Annotated in this window: 18 protein-coding genes; 7 read left to right on the top strand and 11 right to left on the bottom strand. The window is 64.9% G+C overall.

Features of this window, described 5'->3' with window-relative positions; genetic code table 11:
* Nucleotides 1–202 precede the first annotated feature (202 nt).
* Nucleotides 203–1,249, top strand: a complete 1,047-nt coding sequence (locus tag ACXJMY_RS14630; protein WP_456620048.1) for a sensor histidine kinase — start codon at nucleotides 203–205, stop codon at nucleotides 1,247–1,249.
* On the opposite strand, the gene ACXJMY_RS14625 is transcribed toward ACXJMY_RS14630, so the two are convergent.
* Complete coding sequence (locus ACXJMY_RS14625; RefSeq protein WP_456620047.1) at nucleotides 1,246–1,881, bottom strand: J domain-containing protein; 636 nt, start codon at nucleotides 1,879–1,881, stop codon at nucleotides 1,246–1,248. The genes ACXJMY_RS14630 and ACXJMY_RS14625 overlap by 4 nt on opposite strands.
* Nucleotides 1,882–1,986: 105 nt before the next feature.
* On the opposite strand from ACXJMY_RS14625, the gene ACXJMY_RS14620 reads away from it, so the two are divergent.
* Nucleotides 1,987–2,256: a BolA family protein gene (locus tag ACXJMY_RS14620; protein WP_456620046.1), complete on the top strand. Its 270-nt coding sequence runs from the start codon at nucleotides 1,987–1,989 to the stop codon at nucleotides 2,254–2,256.
* 185 nt (nucleotides 2,257–2,441) lie between these two features.
* Here ACXJMY_RS14620 and ACXJMY_RS14615 read toward each other — a convergent pair whose 3' ends face one another.
* The 3 genes from ACXJMY_RS14615 to ACXJMY_RS14605 all read right to left on the bottom strand — a co-directional run bounded on the left by ACXJMY_RS14615 (nucleotide 2,442) and on the right by ACXJMY_RS14605 (nucleotide 5,666).
* Nucleotides 2,442–3,746 carry an HlyC/CorC family transporter gene (locus tag ACXJMY_RS14615; protein WP_456620045.1) on the bottom strand — a complete coding sequence of 435 codons (1,305 nt, stop codon included), beginning with the start codon at nucleotides 3,744–3,746 and terminating at the stop codon, nucleotides 2,442–2,444.
* A 148-nt stretch (nucleotides 3,747–3,894) separates the two neighbouring features.
* Nucleotides 3,895–5,043 (bottom strand): 3-dehydroquinate synthase, encoded by a 1,149-nt coding sequence (gene aroB, locus ACXJMY_RS14610; protein WP_456620044.1) that lies wholly within the window; start codon nucleotides 5,041–5,043, stop codon nucleotides 3,895–3,897.
* Nucleotides 5,040–5,666 carry a shikimate kinase gene (locus ACXJMY_RS14605; protein WP_456620043.1) on the bottom strand — a complete coding sequence of 209 codons (627 nt, stop codon included), beginning with the start codon at nucleotides 5,664–5,666 and terminating at the stop codon, nucleotides 5,040–5,042. The genes aroB and ACXJMY_RS14605 overlap by 4 nt, the downstream gene beginning before the upstream one ends.
* A gap of 166 nt (nucleotides 5,667–5,832) precedes the next feature.
* Between ACXJMY_RS14605 and ACXJMY_RS14600 the strand changes: the two genes are divergently transcribed.
* From ACXJMY_RS14600 to ACXJMY_RS14585, 4 genes are all read left to right on the top strand, one after another.
* The gene (locus tag ACXJMY_RS14600) at nucleotides 5,833–5,979 is read left to right on the top strand and encodes a histidine kinase (RefSeq protein WP_456620042.1); all 147 of its coding nucleotides are present in this window, start codon (nucleotides 5,833–5,835) and stop codon (nucleotides 5,977–5,979) included.
* Between the two features lie 17 nt (nucleotides 5,980–5,996).
* Nucleotides 5,997–6,980: a site-specific tyrosine recombinase XerD gene (gene xerD / locus ACXJMY_RS14595; RefSeq protein ID WP_456620041.1), complete on the top strand. Its 984-nt coding sequence runs from the start codon at nucleotides 5,997–5,999 to the stop codon at nucleotides 6,978–6,980.
* Between the two features lie 273 nt (nucleotides 6,981–7,253).
* Nucleotides 7,254–8,216, top strand: coding sequence for an acetyl-CoA carboxylase carboxyltransferase subunit alpha (locus ACXJMY_RS14590; protein WP_456620040.1), 963 nt, complete (start codon nucleotides 7,254–7,256; stop codon nucleotides 8,214–8,216).
* Between the two features lie 560 nt (nucleotides 8,217–8,776).
* Nucleotides 8,777–10,282 (top strand): L,D-transpeptidase family protein, encoded by a 1,506-nt coding sequence (locus tag ACXJMY_RS14585; protein ID WP_456620039.1) that lies wholly within the window; start codon nucleotides 8,777–8,779, stop codon nucleotides 10,280–10,282.
* A gap of 203 nt (nucleotides 10,283–10,485) precedes the next feature.
* Here the strand turns inward: ACXJMY_RS14585 and ACXJMY_RS14580 are convergent, their stop codons facing one another.
* The 7 genes from ACXJMY_RS14580 to ACXJMY_RS14550 all read right to left on the bottom strand — a co-directional run bounded on the left by ACXJMY_RS14580 (nucleotide 10,486) and on the right by ACXJMY_RS14550 (nucleotide 18,018).
* Nucleotides 10,486–11,181 carry a branched-chain amino acid ABC transporter ATP-binding protein gene (locus tag ACXJMY_RS14580; protein WP_456620038.1) on the bottom strand — a complete coding sequence of 232 codons (696 nt, stop codon included), beginning with the start codon at nucleotides 11,179–11,181 and terminating at the stop codon, nucleotides 10,486–10,488.
* Nucleotides 11,174–11,908, bottom strand: coding sequence for an ABC transporter ATP-binding protein (locus tag ACXJMY_RS14575; RefSeq protein ID WP_456620037.1), 735 nt, complete (start codon nucleotides 11,906–11,908; stop codon nucleotides 11,174–11,176). The genes ACXJMY_RS14580 and ACXJMY_RS14575 overlap by 8 nt, the downstream gene beginning before the upstream one ends.
* The gene (locus ACXJMY_RS14570) at nucleotides 11,895–12,992 is read right to left on the bottom strand and encodes a branched-chain amino acid ABC transporter permease (RefSeq protein ID WP_456620036.1); all 1,098 of its coding nucleotides are present in this window, start codon (nucleotides 12,990–12,992) and stop codon (nucleotides 11,895–11,897) included. Before ACXJMY_RS14570 ends, ACXJMY_RS14575 begins: the two co-directional genes overlap by 14 nt.
* Nucleotides 12,993–13,037: 45 nt before the next feature.
* Nucleotides 13,038–14,258, bottom strand: a complete 1,221-nt coding sequence (locus tag ACXJMY_RS14565) for a substrate-binding protein (RefSeq protein ID WP_456620035.1) — start codon at nucleotides 14,256–14,258, stop codon at nucleotides 13,038–13,040.
* 2 nt (nucleotides 14,259–14,260) lie between these two features.
* The gene (locus ACXJMY_RS14560) at nucleotides 14,261–15,118 is read right to left on the bottom strand and encodes a branched-chain amino acid ABC transporter permease (RefSeq protein ID WP_456620034.1); all 858 of its coding nucleotides are present in this window, start codon (nucleotides 15,116–15,118) and stop codon (nucleotides 14,261–14,263) included.
* Nucleotides 15,119–15,154: 36 nt separating this feature from the next.
* Nucleotides 15,155–16,669, bottom strand: coding sequence for an amidase (locus tag ACXJMY_RS14555; RefSeq protein WP_456620033.1), 1,515 nt, complete (start codon nucleotides 16,667–16,669; stop codon nucleotides 15,155–15,157).
* 164 nt (nucleotides 16,670–16,833) lie between these two features.
* Nucleotides 16,834–18,018: a substrate-binding domain-containing protein gene (locus ACXJMY_RS14550; protein WP_456620032.1), complete on the bottom strand. Its 1,185-nt coding sequence runs from the start codon at nucleotides 18,016–18,018 to the stop codon at nucleotides 16,834–16,836.
* Nucleotides 18,019–18,197: 179 nt separating this feature from the next.
* Here ACXJMY_RS14550 and ACXJMY_RS14545 point away from each other — a divergent pair, with 179 nt between their 5' ends.
* Entirely contained in the window at nucleotides 18,198–18,641 is a 444-nt protein-coding gene (locus ACXJMY_RS14545) for a MarR family winged helix-turn-helix transcriptional regulator (RefSeq protein ID WP_456620031.1), read from the top strand.
* Nucleotides 18,642–18,737 lie beyond the last annotated feature (96 nt).

Genomic DNA, 18,737 nt, shown 5'->3' with positions numbered 1-18,737 from the left:
GAGCGAAGCGTAATCCGGGGAATTGCTGTGCGAGAAAGTCCCGGATGACGCCGACGCTCCATCCGGGCCACGGCTGCTTGGCTAAACGCCCCAGCGCAACACGCCGCACGAGACCGTGATCGCGAGGACGGCCTGCCGGCCATGCAGGAACACGCGCGCACCTGGCGACTTACCTATCTGCCCCCGGTAGATCAGGAACGCGATGCTGGACTTGTTAGGACATTCGGACGAGGCCAGGATCGGCGAGATCGCCGCCAGCTATGCGACGCGCCGGAGCGAGGCCGACGCCGATTCCGAAAGGCGCTTTCGCGACTTGCTGCAGGCGTTGCCCGCCGCGGTCTACACAACCGACGCAGACGGCCGCATCACATTCTTCAATCGCGCCTGCGTCGATTTTGCCGGACGCACGCCAAAGATCGGCGAGATGTGGTGCGTGACATGGAAGCTCTACCTGCCTGACGGCACGCCGCTCCCGCACGATGAATGCCCGATGGCCGTCGCGCTCAGGCAGAACCGGCCCGTGCGCGATGTCGAAGCCGTGGCCGAACGGCCGGACGGCTCCCGGATCTGCTTCATGCCGTATCCGACGCCGCTGCGCGACAAACGCGGCCGATTGGTTGGGGCGGTGAACATGCTGGTCGACATCACGGCCCGCAAGCAGGCCGAGCAGCGGATGATGCTCCTCACCTCCGAGGTCGACCATCGTTCGAACAATCTGCTCGCAGTGGCTCAGGCAATGCTGCGGCTGACGAAGGCAGACACCGCAGAAGAGTTCCAGGCCGCGTTTCAGGGCCGGCTCAGCGCCCTTGCCAACGTGCAGAGGCTGTTCTCGGCCTCGCGCTGGACCGGTGCGAATCTGAAGACCATCGTCGAAGAGGAATTGCGGCCCTACGCCAGCCGGGACGGCGAGCGGATCAGGATCGCGGGAGACGACGTCCATCTGCCGCCTACCCTCGCCCAGTCGATCGCAGTCGCGCTGCATGAGCTGGCGACCAACGCTGCCAAATACGGATCGCTGTCGACGCCTTCGGGCACGCTGGAGATCCGTTGGGTGACCAATGATGCACAGCCTCTCGTGCTGCACTGGTCGGAGAGCGGCGGCCCCCGGGTCAACGAGCCGACGACGCGCAGGGGCTTCGGGGTCGGCGCGATCGATGGCATCATCCGGACCTTGGGAGGAAAGGTTATCCGGCAATGGAGGCCGGAAGGACTGGTTTGCGAACTGTCCTTCCCCGAGGTCGTCGCCTAGGCCTCCCGCACCACAGTCTTCAGATAATTATAGGCCTTGATGATCTCGATCAGGCGGTCTTCGGTGGAGCGGTCGCCGCCGTTGGCGTCGGGGTGGTGCTGCTTCACCAGCGCCTTGTACTTGGACTTGACGTCGGCGAGCGTCGCGCTGGGGCCGAGGCCCATGACCTGGAGAGCCTTGCGCTCGGCGTTCATCACCTTGCGCGTTTCGACCTTGGGCTGAGCCTCCGGACCCTTGCGCCAGCCGGAGCGGCCGTTGAGCTCCTGGAACATGCTGAACGGATCGAAGGCACCGTCGATCTCGGCCTCCGCGCCCTTCTTGACGCCGCCATTGGCACCCATCTTCCAGGTCGGACGGTGGCCGGTGAGCGCGTCCTTCTGGTAGCGCGCGACGGCGTCGGCGTTCATGCCGGAGAAGAAATTGTAGGACTGGTTGTACTCGCGCACGTGATTGAGACAGAAATGCCAATATTCGCGCGAATTGTCGCGGCCCTTGGGCGCGCGGTGGGCGCCCTTGTTCTGACACCCGGCCCATTCGCAATTGGCCACGGTGTCGCGCGGCTTCGCCTCCGCCTTGCCCTTGGTCGGCTTGACGCGGATGGAGTCGAAGAACTTTGATGAATCGATCGGCATGACCAACTTTGACTACGCAATGCAAAAACCTTCAAGTCTTGACATTGCAATTAGCGGCTACCCCGGCAATTGACGGAGTGCGATCGCACGCATTAATGGACTCACATGGCTACCAGAGACATTATCAGCAACAAGTTGCAGGAAGCTTTCACGCCGGAAAGCCTGCAGGTCGTCGACGAGTCACATTTGCATGAGGGCCACGCCGGCCATCGGCCGAGCGGCGAGACGCACTTTCGTGTCTATATCGTATCGCCGGCCTTCAAAGGGAAGAGCCGGGTCGAGCGCCATCGCATGATAAATTCGGCGCTGGCCGCGGAACTCTCCGGCAGCGTGCATGCGCTCGCGATCCACGCGCAGGCGCCGGGGGAAGGGTAAAGGCGCGACAAGTCGTCCTGTCATGCCCCGCCACCGGGTCTCGCCTTCGGCGAGCCCGATGACAGGCTCCGTCGGGGCATCCAGTAAACACTGCTGTCGAGATTCAACCGATAGGCCGCGGCGTACTGGATCGCCCGCCCCAGTGCGCAAGTGCGCACAAGGCGGGCGATGACGCCGAGTGTGCGTCAAAACGACGTCCCGGCCCGCCGCGGCTTGGCTTCTTCCAGCTCCGCCTCGCGCGGCACCGGTGAAATACGGAGCGCGGTGATGCGGTTGCGCTCACGGCGCAGCACGCGGAAGCGGAAGCCGTGGAAGGTGAAGCTCTGGCCGCGGTCGGGGATCGAGCGCGCCTCGTGAATGACGAGGCCGGCGACCGTGGTTGCCTCTTCATCGGGCAGGTGCCAGTCCATGGCGCGGTTGAGATCGCGGATCGGCACCGAGCCGTCGACCACGACGGAGCCGTCCGGCTGGGCGCGCACGCCGGCGACCACGACGTCGTGCTCGTCGGAGATGTCACCGACAATCTCTTCCAGAATGTCTTCCAGTGTCACAAGACCTTCAACTTCGCCATACTCGTCGACGACCAGCGCGAAATGTGTCTTGCGGCGGCGGAACGCCTTGAGCTGCTCGGAGACGGGGCGCATCTCCGGCACGAACCAGGGCGGCAGCGCGATGGTGGAGACGTCGATGCGCGAGGTGTCGCCGTCCGAGGCCCGGATCGCGCGCAACAGATCCTTGGCGTGGAGCACGCCGATGATGTTTTCCGGCTTCTCGCGCCACAGCGGAATGCGGGTGTATTCGGTCGCCAGCACCTCGCGCACCAGATCTTCCGGCGGCAGGTCGGCGTTGATCATCATCATCTCGGTGCGATGGATCATGACGTCGGAGACCTGGAGCTCGCGCAGATCCAGGAGGCCGCCGAGCATGTCGCGGTCCTGCTTCTCGACCTTGCCCTCGTGGTGCAGGAGGTCGACCGCGCCGCGCAGGCGCTCGGTCGGCGACAGGATCGCCTGGTGCTCGCCGGCAAGGCCGAACAGCCGCATCAACACGCGCACCACGATCTCGACCACGTGGAGCAGCGGTCCCAGCACGTACATGGTCAGCCGCATCGGGCGCGCGACCGCCAGCGCCATGCGGTCGGGCGCGTTGATGGCGATGGTCTTGGGCAGGACTTCCGCGAAGATCACGACCAGCACGGTCATCACGCCGGTCGCATAGAGCACGCCGACATCGCCGAACCAGGCGGTGAAGATGCTGGTGGCCAATGCGGATGCGCTGATATTGGCGATGTTGTTGCCGAGCAGCAGCGCGCCGATCAGGCGCTCGCGCATGTCGAGCAGTTGCGAGACCACGTCGGCGTCGTGATTACCCTGCTTGGAGAGCCGCAGCATGCTGGCGCGCGAGGCGCCGGTCAGCGCGGTCTCGCTCGCGGCGAAGAACCCCGAGACGAGCAGGCAGAGAATTACAATGGAGAATCCGAGCCAGTCCATGCACCACTCTGGTTTCTAGTCTTGACGCGTTTTCCTGACGCGAACCGGTACCCACTTCGCTCGAAACGCTCTATTATTTGAGCATGATCTTTTCGGAAAACCACCGCGCACTTTTCCGGATCATGCTTTAGCGCCGTTCGGCCGCCCATCACGCCTTGCGCGCGAGCTTCTCCTTGAGGAAATCGCGCACCGGGGCCGGCTCGACGTCCTTGGCGATGACGGCGCGCCCGACAGCCTCCAGCAGGATGAAGGTGAGCTTGCCGCGCTTGACCTTCTTGTCCTGCGCCATCAGGGCCATCAGCGCGTCGGCGTCGCTGAGCCCTTCCTGCGCGAAGCCCGCGATATCCTGCAGGCGCGTCGGCAGGCCCGCTTCAACAAGATGGCGCTCGACGCGGGCGGCATCCGCCTCGCCGATCATGCCGAGCCTGGCCGAGAACTGCGCCGCCAGCGTCATGCCGATCGCGACGCCCTCGCCGTGGAACAGGCGGTCGGAGAAGCCGGTCGCGGCTTCCAGCGCATGGCCGAAAGTGTGGCCGAGATTGAGCAGCGCGCGTTCGCCGGTCTCGCGCTCGTCGCGCGAGACGATTCCGGCCTTGGCGCGGCAGGAGGTCGCGATCGCATGCTCGCGGGCCGAACCGCCCTTGAAGATGTCGGAATGGTTCTTCTCCAGCCAGGTAAAGAAGGCCTCGTCGCCGAGCACGCCGTATTTGGCGACCTCGGCATAGCCGGCGCGGAACTGCCGCGGCGACAGCGTGTCGAGCACGGCGGTGTCGGCGATCACCAGCACCGGCTGGTGGAAGGCGCCGAGCAGGTTCTTGCCCTGCGGCGAGTTGATGCCGGTCTTGCCGCCGACCGAGGAATCGACCTGCGCCAGCAGCGAGGTCGGCACCTGCACGAAATCGACGCCGCGGCGCAGGATCGCAGCGGCGAAGCCCGCGAGATCGCCGACCACGCCGCCGCCGAGCGCGATGACGAGATCGTTGCGCTCGATCTTTGCCGCGATCAGGGCTTCGCTGACCTTCTCGAGGCCGGCATAGGTCTTCGAGATCTCGCCTTCCTCGACCACGACGCGCGTGGTCGGAATGCCGGCCGCCGCCAGCGACGCCTCGGCGGGCTGGAGCCAGTGTTTTGCCACGGTGCGGTCGGTCACGATCGCGGTGCGCACGCCCGGACGCAAGCGCGCGACGCGTTCGCCGAGCGAGGCCAGCACGCCGCGGCCGATGACGATGTCATAGGCACGATCGCCGAGCGCGACGTCGACGTTCACGGGATCGGAATGTTTCAAGGGCGCAGTCATCGTACGGCACTCGCGACGTCGGCTGGTGGCTGGGACGCGGCCCGTTCGCCGCAGAGATGGGCGCGCAGCGTCGCGATGGTCTCCTCGACGATCTTGTCGTGCGGCACGTCGCGCGAGGCGATGGTGAGGTCGGCATGGCCATAGACCGGCTCGCGCTCGGTGAGCAGCCGGGTGACGGTGCCTTCGGGATCGGCCGTTTGCAGCAGCGGGCGGTCGGCGCGGCGGCGAACGCGCCGCATGATGACGTCGTGATCCGCCTTGAGCCAGATCGAGACCGCTTTCGCCGCGATGCGCGTGCGCGTCTCCTCGCGCATGAAGGCGCCGCCGCCGGTCGCCAGCACGATCGGACCACCGTCCAGCAGCCGCGCGATCACCCGCGCCTCGCCGTCGCGGAAATGCGGCTCGCCATGGCGCTCGAAAATCTCCGGTATGGTCATGCCGGCCGCCGCCTCGATCTCGGTGTCGGCATCGACGAAGGGCAGCTTGAGCCGCGCCGCCATGCGACGGCCGATGGTGGACTTGCCGACCCCCATCATGCCGACCAGCACGATCGAACGCGCTCCCAGGGCCGACACGATGTCGGCCTCAGGCGAGGCAGGTGCTGGCAACGCGGCGTCGGACATGTCCCTCGCTCGATCTGCCGCCAGATGCGGCATCCGGCCACCTATACGACCCCAAAAGGGCCCTCGCCAGAGGACTCTTGCCACGAAACGGCGAACATGTTGGATGATTTCATTGGTTAATTTGCCTATCTCAGACCTCGCCTGGACCCTCTCCGAGATCTTGCCGATGCCCAGCCTGTTCCGCTTCCTGACGGCCGTCGCCGTGATCGCCGGCATCGTCTATGGCGTGATCTTCGCGCTGGCGAACTTCGTCAATCCGAAATCGCGGGAAATGACGGTGACGATCCCGGCTGACAAGTTTCTCAAGAAATAGGGGCTAGGCTGCGGGGCATGCGCGCCAAATCGTCCACCAGCAAGCCCTCAGACATCAAGCTCACCGGCCTGTTCCTCGACATGCTCGCGGCGGAACAGGGCGCCGGCCCCAACACGCTCGACGCCTACCGCCGCGACCTCACCGACTTCTCGGAATTCCTCGCCCGCGCCGGCCACAGCTTTGTGGATGCCGAGACGCAGACGCTGCGCGACTACCTCGCCGATCTCGACACACGCGGCTTCAAATCCTCCAGCGTCGCGCGGCGGCTGTCGGCGATGCGGCATTTGTTCCGCTTCCTCCTGAACGAGCGCATCCGAGCTGAGGATCCCGCGGCGATCCTGTCCGGCCCGAAGCGCGGCCGCGGCCTGCCGAAGGTGCTGTCGATATCGGATGTCGACCGCATGCTCCGCCGCGCCAAGGAGATGAGCGAGGCGGCCGATGCCTCGCCCTCGCAGCGGCTGCGCTCGCTTAGGCTCTATTGCCTGCTGGAGGTGCTTTACGCCACGGGCTTGCGCGTCTCCGAGCTGGTGGCGCTGCCGCGCACGGCGGCCAAGCGCGACGCCCGCATGATCGTGGTGCGCGGCAAGGGCGACAAGGAGCGGCTGGTGCCGCTCAACGAAGCGTCGCGGCAGGCGATGGCGGATTATCTCGCGGCGACGGAAGCTGCCAAGGAAAACAGCAAGACCGGGAAGAAGAGCAACCTCGCCGCCTCGAAATGGCTGTTTCCCTCGTTCGGCGAGAGCGGGCACCTGACGCGGCAGCATTTTGCCCGCGACCTCAAGGAACTCGCGGTTGCTTCCGGCCTCCAGGCACGGCTGGTGTCCCCGCACGTGCTGCGCCACGCTTTTGCCAGCCACCTGCTGCACAACGGCGCCGACTTGCGCATCGTGCAGACCCTGCTCGGCCACACCGACATCTCGACGACGCAGATCTACACCCATGTGGTCGAGGAGCGCCTGAAGAGCCTGGTGCGCGACCTGCACCCGCTGGCGGAGAAGTAAGTCTTCCGTAAGCCCGGATGGAGCGCAGCGAAATCCGGGGTTCTCACGTTGCGGATAGACCTTCCCGGATTACGCTTCGCTCCATCCGGGCTACGGACCGCGAGCGAAACCGCCTTGACTTCGGCCACATCTCCGCAGAAAGAGCCGTGGCCTCATTCGTGATTTGGCGCGCTCCCTGCGAGTGCACAGGTCAACCCCTTGAAGAAGCTACACTTCTGTCCGAGACAGCCAACCTCGCTTCGCCTCATTGCCCCGTCCCCCTATATTGAGTTGATGCCAGACCAGATGCGCAGCTATCTCGATTTCGAAAAGCCCGTCGCCGAGCTCGATTCCAAGCTCGACGAATTGCGCACGCTTGCGGCCTCCGGGACCGACATCGCCGATGAGATCGGGCGGATCGAGGACAAGGCGGCGCAGGCGTTGGCCGACCTCTATACGAACCTGACGCCCTGGCAGAAGACGCTGGTCGCGCGCCATCCGCAGCGGCCGCATTTCTCCGACTTCATCAAGGGCCTGATCACCGAGTTCACCCCGCTCGCCGGCGACCGCAAGTTCGGCGAGGACGAGGCGCTGGTCGCGGGTTTTGGCCGCTTCCGCGGCGAAGCGATCTGCGTGATGGGCCAGGAGAAGGGCGATTCCACCGACAGCCGCATCAAGCACAATTTTGGCATGGCGCGGCCCGAAGGCTATCGCAAGGCCGTGCGGCTGATGGAGATGGCCGAACGGTTCGGCCTGCCGGTGCTGTCGATCGTGGATTCCGCCGGCGCCTATCCCGGCATCGGCGCGGAAGAGCGCGGACAGGCCGAGGCGATCGCACGCTCGACCGATGCCTGCATGGCGCTGGGCGTGCCCAACGTCGCGATCATCACCGGCGAGGGCATGTCGGGCGGGGCGATCGCGATCACCACCACCAACAAGGTCTTGATGCTGGAGCACGCGATCTACAGCGTGATCTCGCCGGAGGCCGCCTCCTCGATCCTCTGGCGCGACGGCACCAAGGCGCAGGAAGCCGCCAACAACATGAAGATCACCGCCCAGGACATGCTCCGCTTCGGGGTGATCGACAGCATCCTGAAGGAGCCGGTCGGCGGCGCCCACCGCGACCCCGCCGCCATGATCGCCACCACCGGTGAGGCCATCGCCAGGGCCTTTGACGAACTGCGGAACCTGGACGCGGACGCCGTCCGCAAGCTGCGGCGGCAGAAATTCCTCGATATCGGCCGGAAACTGGGCTGATTCTGGCGGTTTTGGACCTGTCGGACACGTCGCCCTCCGCCGTCGTCCTGGCGAAAGCCAGGACCCATACCGCGGAATCTCTCGATTGGGGGCGCCAGGAGTACCGAACGACGAATCTTCGCCAAACCACTCCCTGGGGTTATGGGTCCTGGCTTTCGCCAGGACGACAGCGAGTTTGATGCCCCGGCAGACCTCCCCCACGCCCCCGGTAACCCCGCATTAACCCTTTTTTTGCCCAAATCAGCGATCTCAGTCCCAATTCGGCCGGATGGCCCAAGTAGCGTCCCAAGTAAGGCCCAGCGTAAGGGCCGAGGTAGCGTCCAGGTTTAGTCTCTGTTGACCATGCCGATGGGCCAACGGGCTCGTGATCCCCGCTCGGGTTGCGACGTCATGACCCAGAGGTTAGAATTTTAATCAATGGCTTCAGGGCATAAGCGCTGGGGTTTGGTCTCGAAAAGCCCGTCTCGACGAAAGCCGTCACGACGGGTCCGGATGTCCGGTCAGGCCATGCTCCAAGATTGGGGTTCGCGCGACTTGCCCGGCACGGTGTGGGGTCCATCTTGATTTCTCGTTCGCTTGCTCGCGCGCTTGTGGCTTCGGTTGCGCTGCTGACGGCCAGTGTCCTGCTGGCCGGCTGCGACACCGACCAGGTCTCGCTCGCGACCAACGCCAAGGCCAACCAGCCGGTGCCGCCAAAGCTTCTCGCCGCGATGGTCGAGAAGGACATGGACCTGCAATCGCCGATCCTGGTGCGCCTGTTCAAGCAGGAGGCCGAGCTCGAGGTCTGGAAGCAGACCCGCTCGGGCCAGTTCGCGCTGCTCAAGACCTATCCGATCTGCCGCTGGTCCGGCGATCTCGGCCCGAAGGTGCGCGAAGGCGACCGCCAGGCGCCAGAGGGTTTCTATTCGATCAACCCCGGCCAGATGAATCCGCAATCGGCCTATTACCTGTCGTTCAACACCGGCTACCCGAACGCGTTCGACAAGGCGCTCGGCCGCACCGGCTCGCAGCTGATGGTGCACGGCGACTGTTCGTCGCGCGGCTGCTACGCGATGACGGACGAGCAGATCGCGGAGATCTACTCGCTCGGCCGCGAGTCGTTCTTCGGCGGCCAGAAGGCGTTCCAGCTCCAGGCCTATCCGTTCAAGATGACGCCGGTGAACATGGCCAAGCACCGCAACAATCCGAACATGGCCTTCTGGAAGATGATCAAGGAAGGCTACGATCATTTCGAGGTGACGCGGCAGGAGCCGAAGGTCGATTTCTGCGAGCGGAAATACGTTTTCGACGCGGCAAAGGCGCCCGACGCCAAGCGTGATCCGGTGTTTGATGCCTCGGCAAAATGCCCGGCCTATGTGGTCCCCGAGGACGTCGCCAGCGCCGTGCGCGAGAAGCAGGCGAAGGACGAGGCCGAATACGCCAAGCTGGTCTCCCGCGGCACGCCGGTGGCGCGCATGAACACCGGCATCGACGGCGGCATGAACAAGATCTTCGCCGCGAAGATTCCGGAAGGCTCGACCGGCCTGTCCGAAGGCGCCGAGGGCAACACGCTGCAGATGCTGGCGATGTCGAAGGCGCCCGGCACGATTCCCGGACACGTCAATCCGCCCAAGCCGAATCTCGATGCGGCCGCAGCCTCTGCGCCGCAGGAGGAGCCGGTCGTCGCCGTCGCCGCGCCCGCCGCCAACACCCGCGTCGCCGCAGCTCAGCCGGCCGAGAAATCCGGCGGCTTCTTCTCCGGCCTCGCCCGCAAGATGGGCATGGGCACCGCCGACACCACGGCCACCGCCTCGGCCCCGCCGCCGGCCGCAGCAGCGCCAGCCGCGCCCGCCAAGCCGGCAGTCGCCGCCGCCAAGCCCGCCCCGCAGCCCCAGGCGCCGAAGTCAGTCGTCGCCGTGAAGCCGCCCGAGCCGGTAAAGCCGGACACGCGCCTCGCCGCGACGCGGCCGGCGCTGAAGCCCTCGGTGTCGGATGGCGCTGCTGAAACGAGCAGTGCGCAGTTCGCGGGTGCCGCACCCGTCGTGCCGGCGAACTCGTTCGACAGCCGGTTTTCCGCGGTGAAGTAGGGCGGCGGCAACTCCGCGCGTTACTCTCGGCTCCATCCAAGCCCGACGTCGTCATTCCCCACGAAGGCGGGGAATCCAGTATTCCAGAGGCGGTCGTTATCGATCGAGAAGCTGCGGCGTACTGGATGCCCCGCCTTCGCGGGGTATGACAGTTGAGGTCGGGGCGAGAGTGTCGCGCCTGCCTCAAAGGCGAGCTGCGTCCCCTACGGCGCCAGATATCGCAGCAGCTCCGGGTTCCCCCTCACCTCACCCGCCGCGCCCTGTAGCGCGACCCTTCCGCGGTCCAGCACGTAGGCGTAATCGGCGACGCGGAGCGCGAGGTCGAGGTGCTGCTCGACGATGATGACGGCGATCTCCTTGGCGAGCTCGATCAGGCGCTCGGTGATTTCCTCGATCACGCCGATCCAGACGCCTTCGGTCGGCTCATCCAGCAGCAGCAGTTTCGGTTCGCCGAGCATGGCGCGGCCGATCGCCAGCATCTTGCGCTCGCCGCCGGAGAGCGTGCCGGCGGGCTGGTCGAGGCGCTGGCCGAGCTTGGGGAAGATCGTCAGCACGCGGTCGACCATGTCGGCGTTCTTGCTCGCGAGCGAGCCGACGGCGAGATTGTCGCGCACCGACAGGCGCGCGAACACCGAATGCTCCTGCGGCACGTAACCGATGCCGGCGCGCACGCGCTCTTCGGTACGGCGGCGGCTGATGTCGCGGCCGTCGAAGGCGACCTCGCCCTTCCACGCCGGCAGCTCGCCGACGATGGTCTTCATCAGCGTGGTCTTGCCGGCACCGTTGCGCCCCAGCACGGCGACGCCGCCGCGCCAGGGAATGCCGAGGTTGACGTCGAACAGGACCTGGCTGCGGCCATAGCCGGCGTCGAGATGCTTGATGTCCAAAAATTCAGGCACGGCGCAGATAAATCTCCTGGACGGCCTTGTTGGCCTGGATCTCGGACACGGTACCGGATGCCAGCACCTTGCCCTGGTCGAGCACGGTCAACCGATCACAGATGTCGCGGATGAAATCGAGGTCGTGCTCGACGATGACGAGCGAGCAATGCTGCTTGATCGGCTGCAGCAATTCGCCGGTGACGCGGCGCTCCTCCAGGCTCATGCCGCCGGTCGGCTCATCGAGCAGCAACAATTTCGGCTTGCCCGCGAGCGCCATCGCGATCTCCAGCCATTGCTGCTGGCCGTGCGACAGCGCCGCCGCCGCATCGAAGGCGCGATCGGCGAGGCGAAACTGGGTGAGCATGGTCATGACCTGGTCGTGCAACACGCTGCGGGTGCGCGAGAACAGGAGGTCGAACAGCGAGGACTGCGCCTGCAGCGCGAGCAGGATGTTGTCGTAGAGCGTCAGCGTCGGCAGCACGCTGGTGATCTGGAATTTCAGGCTCATGCCGGCGCGGGCGCGTTCGGTCGGCGTGAACGCGGTGATGTCGGCGTTGACGAACGAGACCTTGCCCTGGGTGGGCACCTCGGCGCCGGCGATGCACTTCATCAGCGTGCTCTTGCCCGAGCCGTTCGGACCGATCAGGCCGTGAAACTCGTTCTCGCCGACGGTCAGCGCGGCACCGTCGAGCGCGGTGAGCTTGCCAAACACCTTCCTGATGCCCGCGGCCTCAAGGAGCGGCATTGCGCTTCTCCTTTTTACTCTCCTTGGGCTTGCCGCCAAAGCTTCCGACCCGCTCGCGCTCGCCGAGCACGAAGCTGATCAGGCCGAGCGGCCGGAACAGGATCACCAGCAGCAGCAGAACGCCGAGGATGATCGGCCAGATCTCGCGGTAATTGTCCGACAGCCAGAAGCTGACGCCCTCGACGATGACGGCGCCGATCACGGCGCCGATCAACGTGCCGGAGCCGCCGAACAGCACGTAGAGCACCACCTGGGTCGAGACCACGACGCCGACCATGTTGGGCCAGACGAAGCCCTCGTGGAAGGCATAGAGGCTGCCGGCGAGGCCCGCGACGGCGCCGCCGATGGTGAAGATGATCGCCTTGAGATGCTGCGTCTTGTAGCCGAAGAAGGCGATGCGCTGCTCGTTCTCGCGCAGGCCCGCAAGCGCCAGCCCGAACTGCGAGCGCACCAGGAAGCGGCAGAGCAGGTAGACGACCACGAGAATGCCGAGCACGAGATAGTAGAAGGCCGGCCCTTCCGAGAATTCGTAGCCGCCGAGCGTCATCGGCGCGATCGAGGGGATGCCGTTCTGGCCGCCGAGATAATACCAGCCGCGCGCCAGCCGGTCGGCGGCGTAGGAGCCGGTCAGCGTGCCCAGCGAGACGAAGATCACGCTGGAGGGATGTCGTCCAAGCAGAAGAAAACCGCCAAGCAGCAGCGCAAAGGTGAGGCCGATGATCGTGCCCGCCGGCAGCACCAGGAAGATGTTGGTGATGTCGAGATCGCGCGCGAGCAGCGCCACGCCATAGCCAGCCGAGCCGAAGAACAGGGCCTGGCCAAAGCTCATGATGCCGGCATAGCCCCAGACCAGATCGAACGACAGCGCGAACAGTGCGAGGATGATCACGCGCGTCGCGAACACGGTGAGATAGTCCTGCAGCACCAGCGGCGCGAGCAGCGCCGCGGCGAACACCACGCCCTCCACGATCGGCAGGACTTTTCGTCCTGCCTTGACCTGTCCCGCTGCCGCGCGTTCAGCCATCGCATCGTCCGCTTCGTCGGCGACGATGGCCTCTCTTACCACACTCATGGACTTCGGCATTCCGCCTCAGCATTCCTTGTTGGCATTCCTTGTCAGCATTCCTCTTTAGCATTCCTTGGGATCGACGAGGCCGTTGCTGCGTCCGACGATCTCGTAGTTGCCGCCCTTGGCGACCGCGGTGTACATCTTCATCTTGCAGTGTCGCTTGCCCGGCACCATCTCGGCCGGTCCGCCCGGACCTTCGGCGATCTTGGCATGGTCGAGCGCGGCGGCAACCGACTCGCGGTCGATCTTGCCCGCTTCCTTGACGGCCGCCTCCCACAGCTTGAGGCCACGATAGGTGCCGGTGGCGGCGCTGCCGGCGGCGAACAGGAAGTTGCCCGGAAAATCCTTCTCGTAGGCCGCCTGGATCTTTGCGTTGAACGCATCCTCCTTGGTCAGCACCTTGAAATAGTCGAGGCAGCTTGCGAGCCCCTCGATCTCGGCGGCCTGGTTGATGTTGAGCGTGTTCTCGTCATAGTAGACGCAGGCGAGACGACCGCCGTTCTTGAGGAAGCCCGCTTCATAGAGCTGCTTGAAGAACGGGCCTACACCCGGCGGAATGACGGTGTTGAAGACGACGTCGACCTTGTTGGAGATGATGCGGTTGACGGTCGACGAGAAGTCGACCTGGTCGAGCGGATAATATTCCTCGAACACCACCTCGCCGCCGTTGGATTCGATCACCTTGCGGGCATAGACGTTGAGCGTGTGCGGCCAGACATAGTTGGCGCTCGGCAACGCGAACTTCTTGCCGCCGTTCTTGATCAGCCAGGGGATGAATTCGTCGCATTGCTGCGCCGGCGTCGGCCCGGTGCAGAACAGATACGGCGTGCACTCCTTGCCTTCGTAGAGCTGCGGATAGATGTAGAGCGTCTTGCCGCGGGCGACGATCGGGTCCTTGATCGCGTTGCGCATCGACGAGGTGATGCCGCCCAGCACCATGTCGACCTTGTCGCGCTGGATCAGCTTTCGCACGTTGCCGACGGCAACGGATTCGTTCGACGCGGTGTCCTCGATGTAGAGCTCGAGCGGACGGCCGAGCAGGCCGCCGGCATCGTTCATCTGCTTGATCAGCATCTTGGCGACGTTGGCGTCCGCCGTGCCGGCATAGGCGATCGGGCCGGTGAGATCGGTCGCGATGCCGACCTTGATCGGGCCTTCAGCCGCATTGGCCCAGCCGGCCGGGATCACCCAGCTGCCGACGCCGGTCGCGACCGCGCCGGTGGCAAAGGCGAAATTGGAGAGGAAGCGACGGCGCGTGAGATTGGTGCGATCTGCAAACATGACTAAACCCCTTTTCCAGCGATGAGGCCCTGTGGCCGGAATTTGATGAAGACAATGGCAAGGACGAAGACGAGGACATCGGCGACGACCGGCGCCATCACCCATGGCAGCGCGGCGCTGAGCGTGCCGATGACGCCGGCACCCGCGACCGGCCCGATGAAGGAGCCGACGCCGCCGACCATCACCGCGACAAAGCCCTGGATCAGGAAGCGCAGGCCGAGATCGGCGAACAGGCTGAACACCGGCACGATCAGCGCGCCGGCAAGGCCGGCGAGCGCCGCACCGAACGCAAACGTCGCGCCGTAGATCAGCGGCGTGGAGATGCCGGAGGCGCGGGCCAGCGATGGATTTTCCAAAGTGGCACGCACGCGTAAGCCAAAACTGGTGCGCGAGAGCAGGAGATAGCAGCCTGCCATCACCAGCAGCGTGATGACGATGATGGTGAAGCGCCAGGCCGAGATGTGCATGGCGCCGATATCGATCGAGCCGCCGATCGGCTCGGGCACGGTGAGGTAGAAGCCGCCGATCAGGCCGCGCACGGATTCCCGGATGATCAGGCCGAGCGCGTAGGTGCCGAGCATCGCCACGATCGGCGCGGCGTAGAAGCGACGGATGATCAGCGCCTCCAGCACGAAGCCGAGCGCGCCGACCACGAAGGGCGCCGCGACCATGCCGGTCCAGATCGGCAGGCCCTTGGCGTAGGCGAGATAGGTGATGTAGGCCCCGAGCAGCACGAACTCGCCCTGCGCGAAGTTGAAGATGCCCATCATGCTGGCGATGATCCCGAGCCCCAGCACGATCAGGACGATGATCGCGCCGAAGCTCAGAATCTCGAACGCCGCGACGAACGCGTTAGCCATTTGGTGCTGTTCCGTCCGTCTGCATCAGCACCTCGCTCACATCTTCTTCCAGTCGCCGATCTGCTCGAAGGCATGCGCGGCGCGATAAATCGTCGCTTCCTCGAACATGCGGCCGACCAGCATCAGGCCGACGGGGAGGCCGTCGACCATGCCGCAGGGCAGCGACATCGCGGGATGATGGGTGATGTCGAACGGCGCGGTGTTGCCGATCATCTCCAGCGCGCGGGCGACGTAGTCCTCACGGCTGGCGGTCGGCTCCGGCAGCTTGGTCGCCTTCATCGGCGTGGTCGGCAGCAGCAGCAGATCGTAATCCCTGAAGGCCTTGTCGTAGGCCGCGGTGAGGCGGCGGGAGATGTTGAGCGCCTTGCCGTAATAGCGCGGACCGAAATTGTTGTTGATATAGGTGCCGAGCAGCAGGAACAGCTTTGTCGTCTCCGACAGCGAGTCCGCCTGGCGCCGCCAGCCGCGATGGAAATCCATCAGCGAGGTGGAATAGAGGTCGGACCGGCTGAGGCCATAGCCGTCGCCATACATCATGGTCTGGGTCATGCCCTCGGTGCCGATCGGCGTCCAGATCGCAGGGCCGACGAGATGCATCGGGATCGAGACGGTCTCGACGGTGGCGCCGAGATCCTTGAAGCGCTTGGCCGCCTCGCGCACGCTTTCGTTGACGGCGGCTTCGGCGGTCGGCTGCTCAAAGCCTTCCTTCAAAATGCCGATCTTCATGCCCTTCACGCCCTGGCCGAGCGCCTTGGTGTAGTCCTCGACCTTCGGCGCCTTGATGCGCGGGTCATAGCCATCGTCGCCGGCCAGCACTTCGAGCAGCAGCGCGTTGTCGGCAACGGTCGCCGTCATCGGGCCGGTGTGATCGACGAAAATCTCGATCGGCATGATGCCGGTATAGGGCACGAGGCCCCAGGTCGGCTTCATGCCATAGGTGCCGCAGAACGAGGACGGCATGCGGATCGAGCCACCCTGGTCGCCGCCGATCGCCATGTCGACCTCGCCGAGGGCTACGACGACGCCGGAACCGGAGGACGAGCCGCCGGCCGAATAGCCCATCTTGTGCGGATTATGCACCGCGCCGACCGCGCCGGTGTGGCTGCCGCCGGACATGCAGAAGGATTCGCAATGCACCTTGCCGGCGATCTCGGCGCCGGCATCGAGCATGCGCGTGACGATGGTGGCGTCAAAATCGGGGACATAGCCTTCCAGCGTCGCCGAGCCGTTCATCATGGGAACGCCGGCGAGCATGATGTTGTCCTTCAGCGCGACGGTCTTGCCCTTGAGCTTGCCGCTCGCCGCGCCCTTGACGGTCGACTTGCGGTACCAGGCATTGCGCGGATTTTCCTCCGGTGACGGCCGATAGCCCGGGGTGCGCGGATATTTCACCTCCGGCACTTCATCCGGCATCGCGCCGACAAGATTGTAGGCCTCGATCGAGCCCTGCATCAGGCCGCGGAACGAGGCGACGTCTTCGTCGGTCAGCGCGAGGCCGCACTGCTCGGCGACGCTGCGCAACTGGGCTGGCGTGGGAAGGGCAACTGTCACGGCGCTCTCCTTGAGGCTTCTTGATCCCTGGCTTTTGACGGAAGCGCTGATGCCCCGCGTGCACGACGCGGGCCATTCGGCTTCACGTTTGTATTACAAACGGAAATATTTTCCTTTTCAAGTATTATTTCGGACCTCCGCCGCGACCCGGTGCGCGGCCGGTTTCAGAGCGTCCTGATCAGCTTGAAGTCGAGGCCGTCGGCCTCGGCGAGATACATCGGCATTTCGGCGCGGCCGTCGCGTATGGTCACCGGACCGCGGCCGGCGGTGTAGACCGTGTTGCGCGCCGCCTTCAACAGCGGTTTCAATGCGAGCGACCCGGCCCGGTTGGCCACGGCCTCCAGAAAGCGCAGCCCCTCATAGTTCGACTGGCCCACGGAGCCGACCGGCGGCGCGTGCGGACCGAACATGGCCTGATAGCCAGTGAGGAACTCGTCATTGGCGCGCGAGGCCATGCAGTTGAAATAGCCGGACGCGCAGAACAAATTCTCGGTGTTGTCGGCCCCGATGCCGAGCAGCACGGTCTCGTCCATCGCACCCGCAAGCCGCAGCGTCGAGGTGGCGAGGCCGGCTTCCGCGAAGGCGCGGTTGAAGGTGATGCTGTCGGTGCCGATCAGCGAGATCAGCACCACGTCCGGCTTGGCGGCGCGGATGCGCGCCAGATGCGGCTCGTGATTGTCCTCGCCGACGGGGACGAACTCCTCGCCGACGACCTGGCCGCCGGCTTCCTTGATGTAGCGCTTCACCGCGCGATGCGACTGCCAGGGCCAGACATAGTCGCTGCCGATCAGGTACCAGCGCGCCGCCTTCTTGACGTCCGCGAGCCAGTGGATGGCGGGGCGGCTCTGCCAGCGTGGCGTCTCGCCGATCGCCATCACGCCCGGCGTGCRCTCACCGCCTTCATAGACCGGCGTGTAGATGTAGGGGATGCGGTTGCCGGTGACCTTGCGCAGCGCGACGCGGACCGCGCTGATATGCGATCCCATGATCAGATCGACCTCGTCGAAGACGATCGCCTGCTCGGCGCGCCGCACCACCTCGTCGATCGGACCGCCGGAATCGTAGATCGACAGCTCCAGCTCGCGCCCGAGAATGCCGCCGCGCTTGTTGATCTCGGCAATCGCCAGCATCGCGCTGTTGGTGGAGGTCGGGCCCCAGATTCCGGGCGAGCCGGTGAAGGTGAGGAAATTGCCGATGCGCAGCTTGTTGCGCGCACCGCGGCGCTTCATGAAATGCGCGTCAACCGGAGACAGGTCGAAGTCGGCCGCCGACGACGACAGATTCCTGAACAGCAAGGACGGCGGCAACGCCGGACCGCCGTGAGCCGGGAAGTTTACCGTCGCGCGCACGCCAACTCCTGTCTGGCACCAGACTTGAAAGCACATTCAGCAGGCGGTCGCGGCATCCGCCCTTTTGTTAGGCAATCATCCTATTTTGAAAATATTGAATATTCAAGAATTGAAGTGCATATAGATGCAGCATCGATTGCAAGACATTCACTCATTTGGGTCAAGACGAAGTCTTAGCCGTGGCAAAACCGTCGAAAGAAAACTCCCCGATCACCGCCCACCTCGCTTATTTGCTCGCGCAAGCCAACCGGGAGATCAACCGGCAGCTGGAACTGCGCTTGAGCAAGGAAGGCGTTCCCGTCGAGCAGTGGCGCATTCTCAAGGTCCTGTCGGACGGCAACGGCCATTCGATGGGCGAGCTTGCGGATGCCGTGCTGCTCAACCATCCGACGCTGACCAAGATGATCGACCGCATGGTCTCCGACACGCTGGTCTATCGCGTGCAGGACCCCAACGACCGCCGCAAGGTTTTGATGTTCATCTCCGACCGCGGCAAGGTGCTGTGCAAGAAGCTCAACTCGCTCGCAGTCGACCAGGAGGAGCACATCCTCGAAAGCTACGGCGACAAGTCGACGAGCGAATTGAAGCGGCTGCTGGAGAGCTTGATCGACAGCTCGAATTGAGCGGTGGCTTAGCTGAACCCTCTCAACGTCGTCCCGGCGAAGGCCGGGACCCATACCGCGGAATCTATCGAAGGCGCGCGGACGTCGTACCGCGCG

This window comes from Bradyrhizobium sp. P5_C12 (genome assembly GCF_054049735.1).
This window is presented reverse-complemented; position numbering and strand designations above follow the sequence as displayed.

Coding starts and splice junctions, on each gene's coding strand:
- ACXJMY_RS14560 (WP_456620034.1), bottom strand. CDS start 15,118: ATGGCTAACGCGTTCGTCGCGGCGTTCGAGATTCTGAGCTTCGGCGCG.
- ACXJMY_RS14605 (WP_456620043.1), bottom strand. CDS start 5,666: ATGTCCGACGCCGCGTTGCCAGCACCTGCCTCGCCTGAGGCCGACATC.
- ACXJMY_RS14570 (WP_456620036.1), bottom strand. CDS start 12,992: ATGCCGAAGTCCATGAGTGTGGTAAGAGAGGCCATCGTCGCCGACGAA.
- ACXJMY_RS14590 (WP_456620040.1), top strand. CDS start 7,254: ATGCCAGACCAGATGCGCAGCTATCTCGATTTCGAAAAGCCCGTCGCC.
- ACXJMY_RS14625 (WP_456620047.1), bottom strand. CDS start 1,881: ATGCCGATCGATTCATCAAAGTTCTTCGACTCCATCCGCGTCAAGCCG.
- ACXJMY_RS14600 (WP_456620042.1), top strand. CDS start 5,833: ATGCCCAGCCTGTTCCGCTTCCTGACGGCCGTCGCCGTGATCGCCGGC.
- ACXJMY_RS14615 (WP_456620045.1), bottom strand. CDS start 3,746: ATGGACTGGCTCGGATTCTCCATTGTAATTCTCTGCCTGCTCGTCTCG.
- xerD (WP_456620041.1), top strand. CDS start 5,997: ATGCGCGCCAAATCGTCCACCAGCAAGCCCTCAGACATCAAGCTCACC.
- ACXJMY_RS14565 (WP_456620035.1), bottom strand. CDS start 14,258: ATGTTTGCAGATCGCACCAATCTCACGCGCCGTCGCTTCCTCTCCAAT.
- ACXJMY_RS14620 (WP_456620046.1), top strand. CDS start 1,987: ATGGCTACCAGAGACATTATCAGCAACAAGTTGCAGGAAGCTTTCACG.
- ACXJMY_RS14575 (WP_456620037.1), bottom strand. CDS start 11,908: ATGCCGCTCCTTGAGGCCGCGGGCATCAGGAAGGTGTTTGGCAAGCTC.
- aroB (WP_456620044.1), bottom strand. CDS start 5,043: ATGACTGCGCCCTTGAAACATTCCGATCCCGTGAACGTCGACGTCGCG.
- ACXJMY_RS14630 (WP_456620048.1), top strand. CDS start 203: ATGCTGGACTTGTTAGGACATTCGGACGAGGCCAGGATCGGCGAGATC.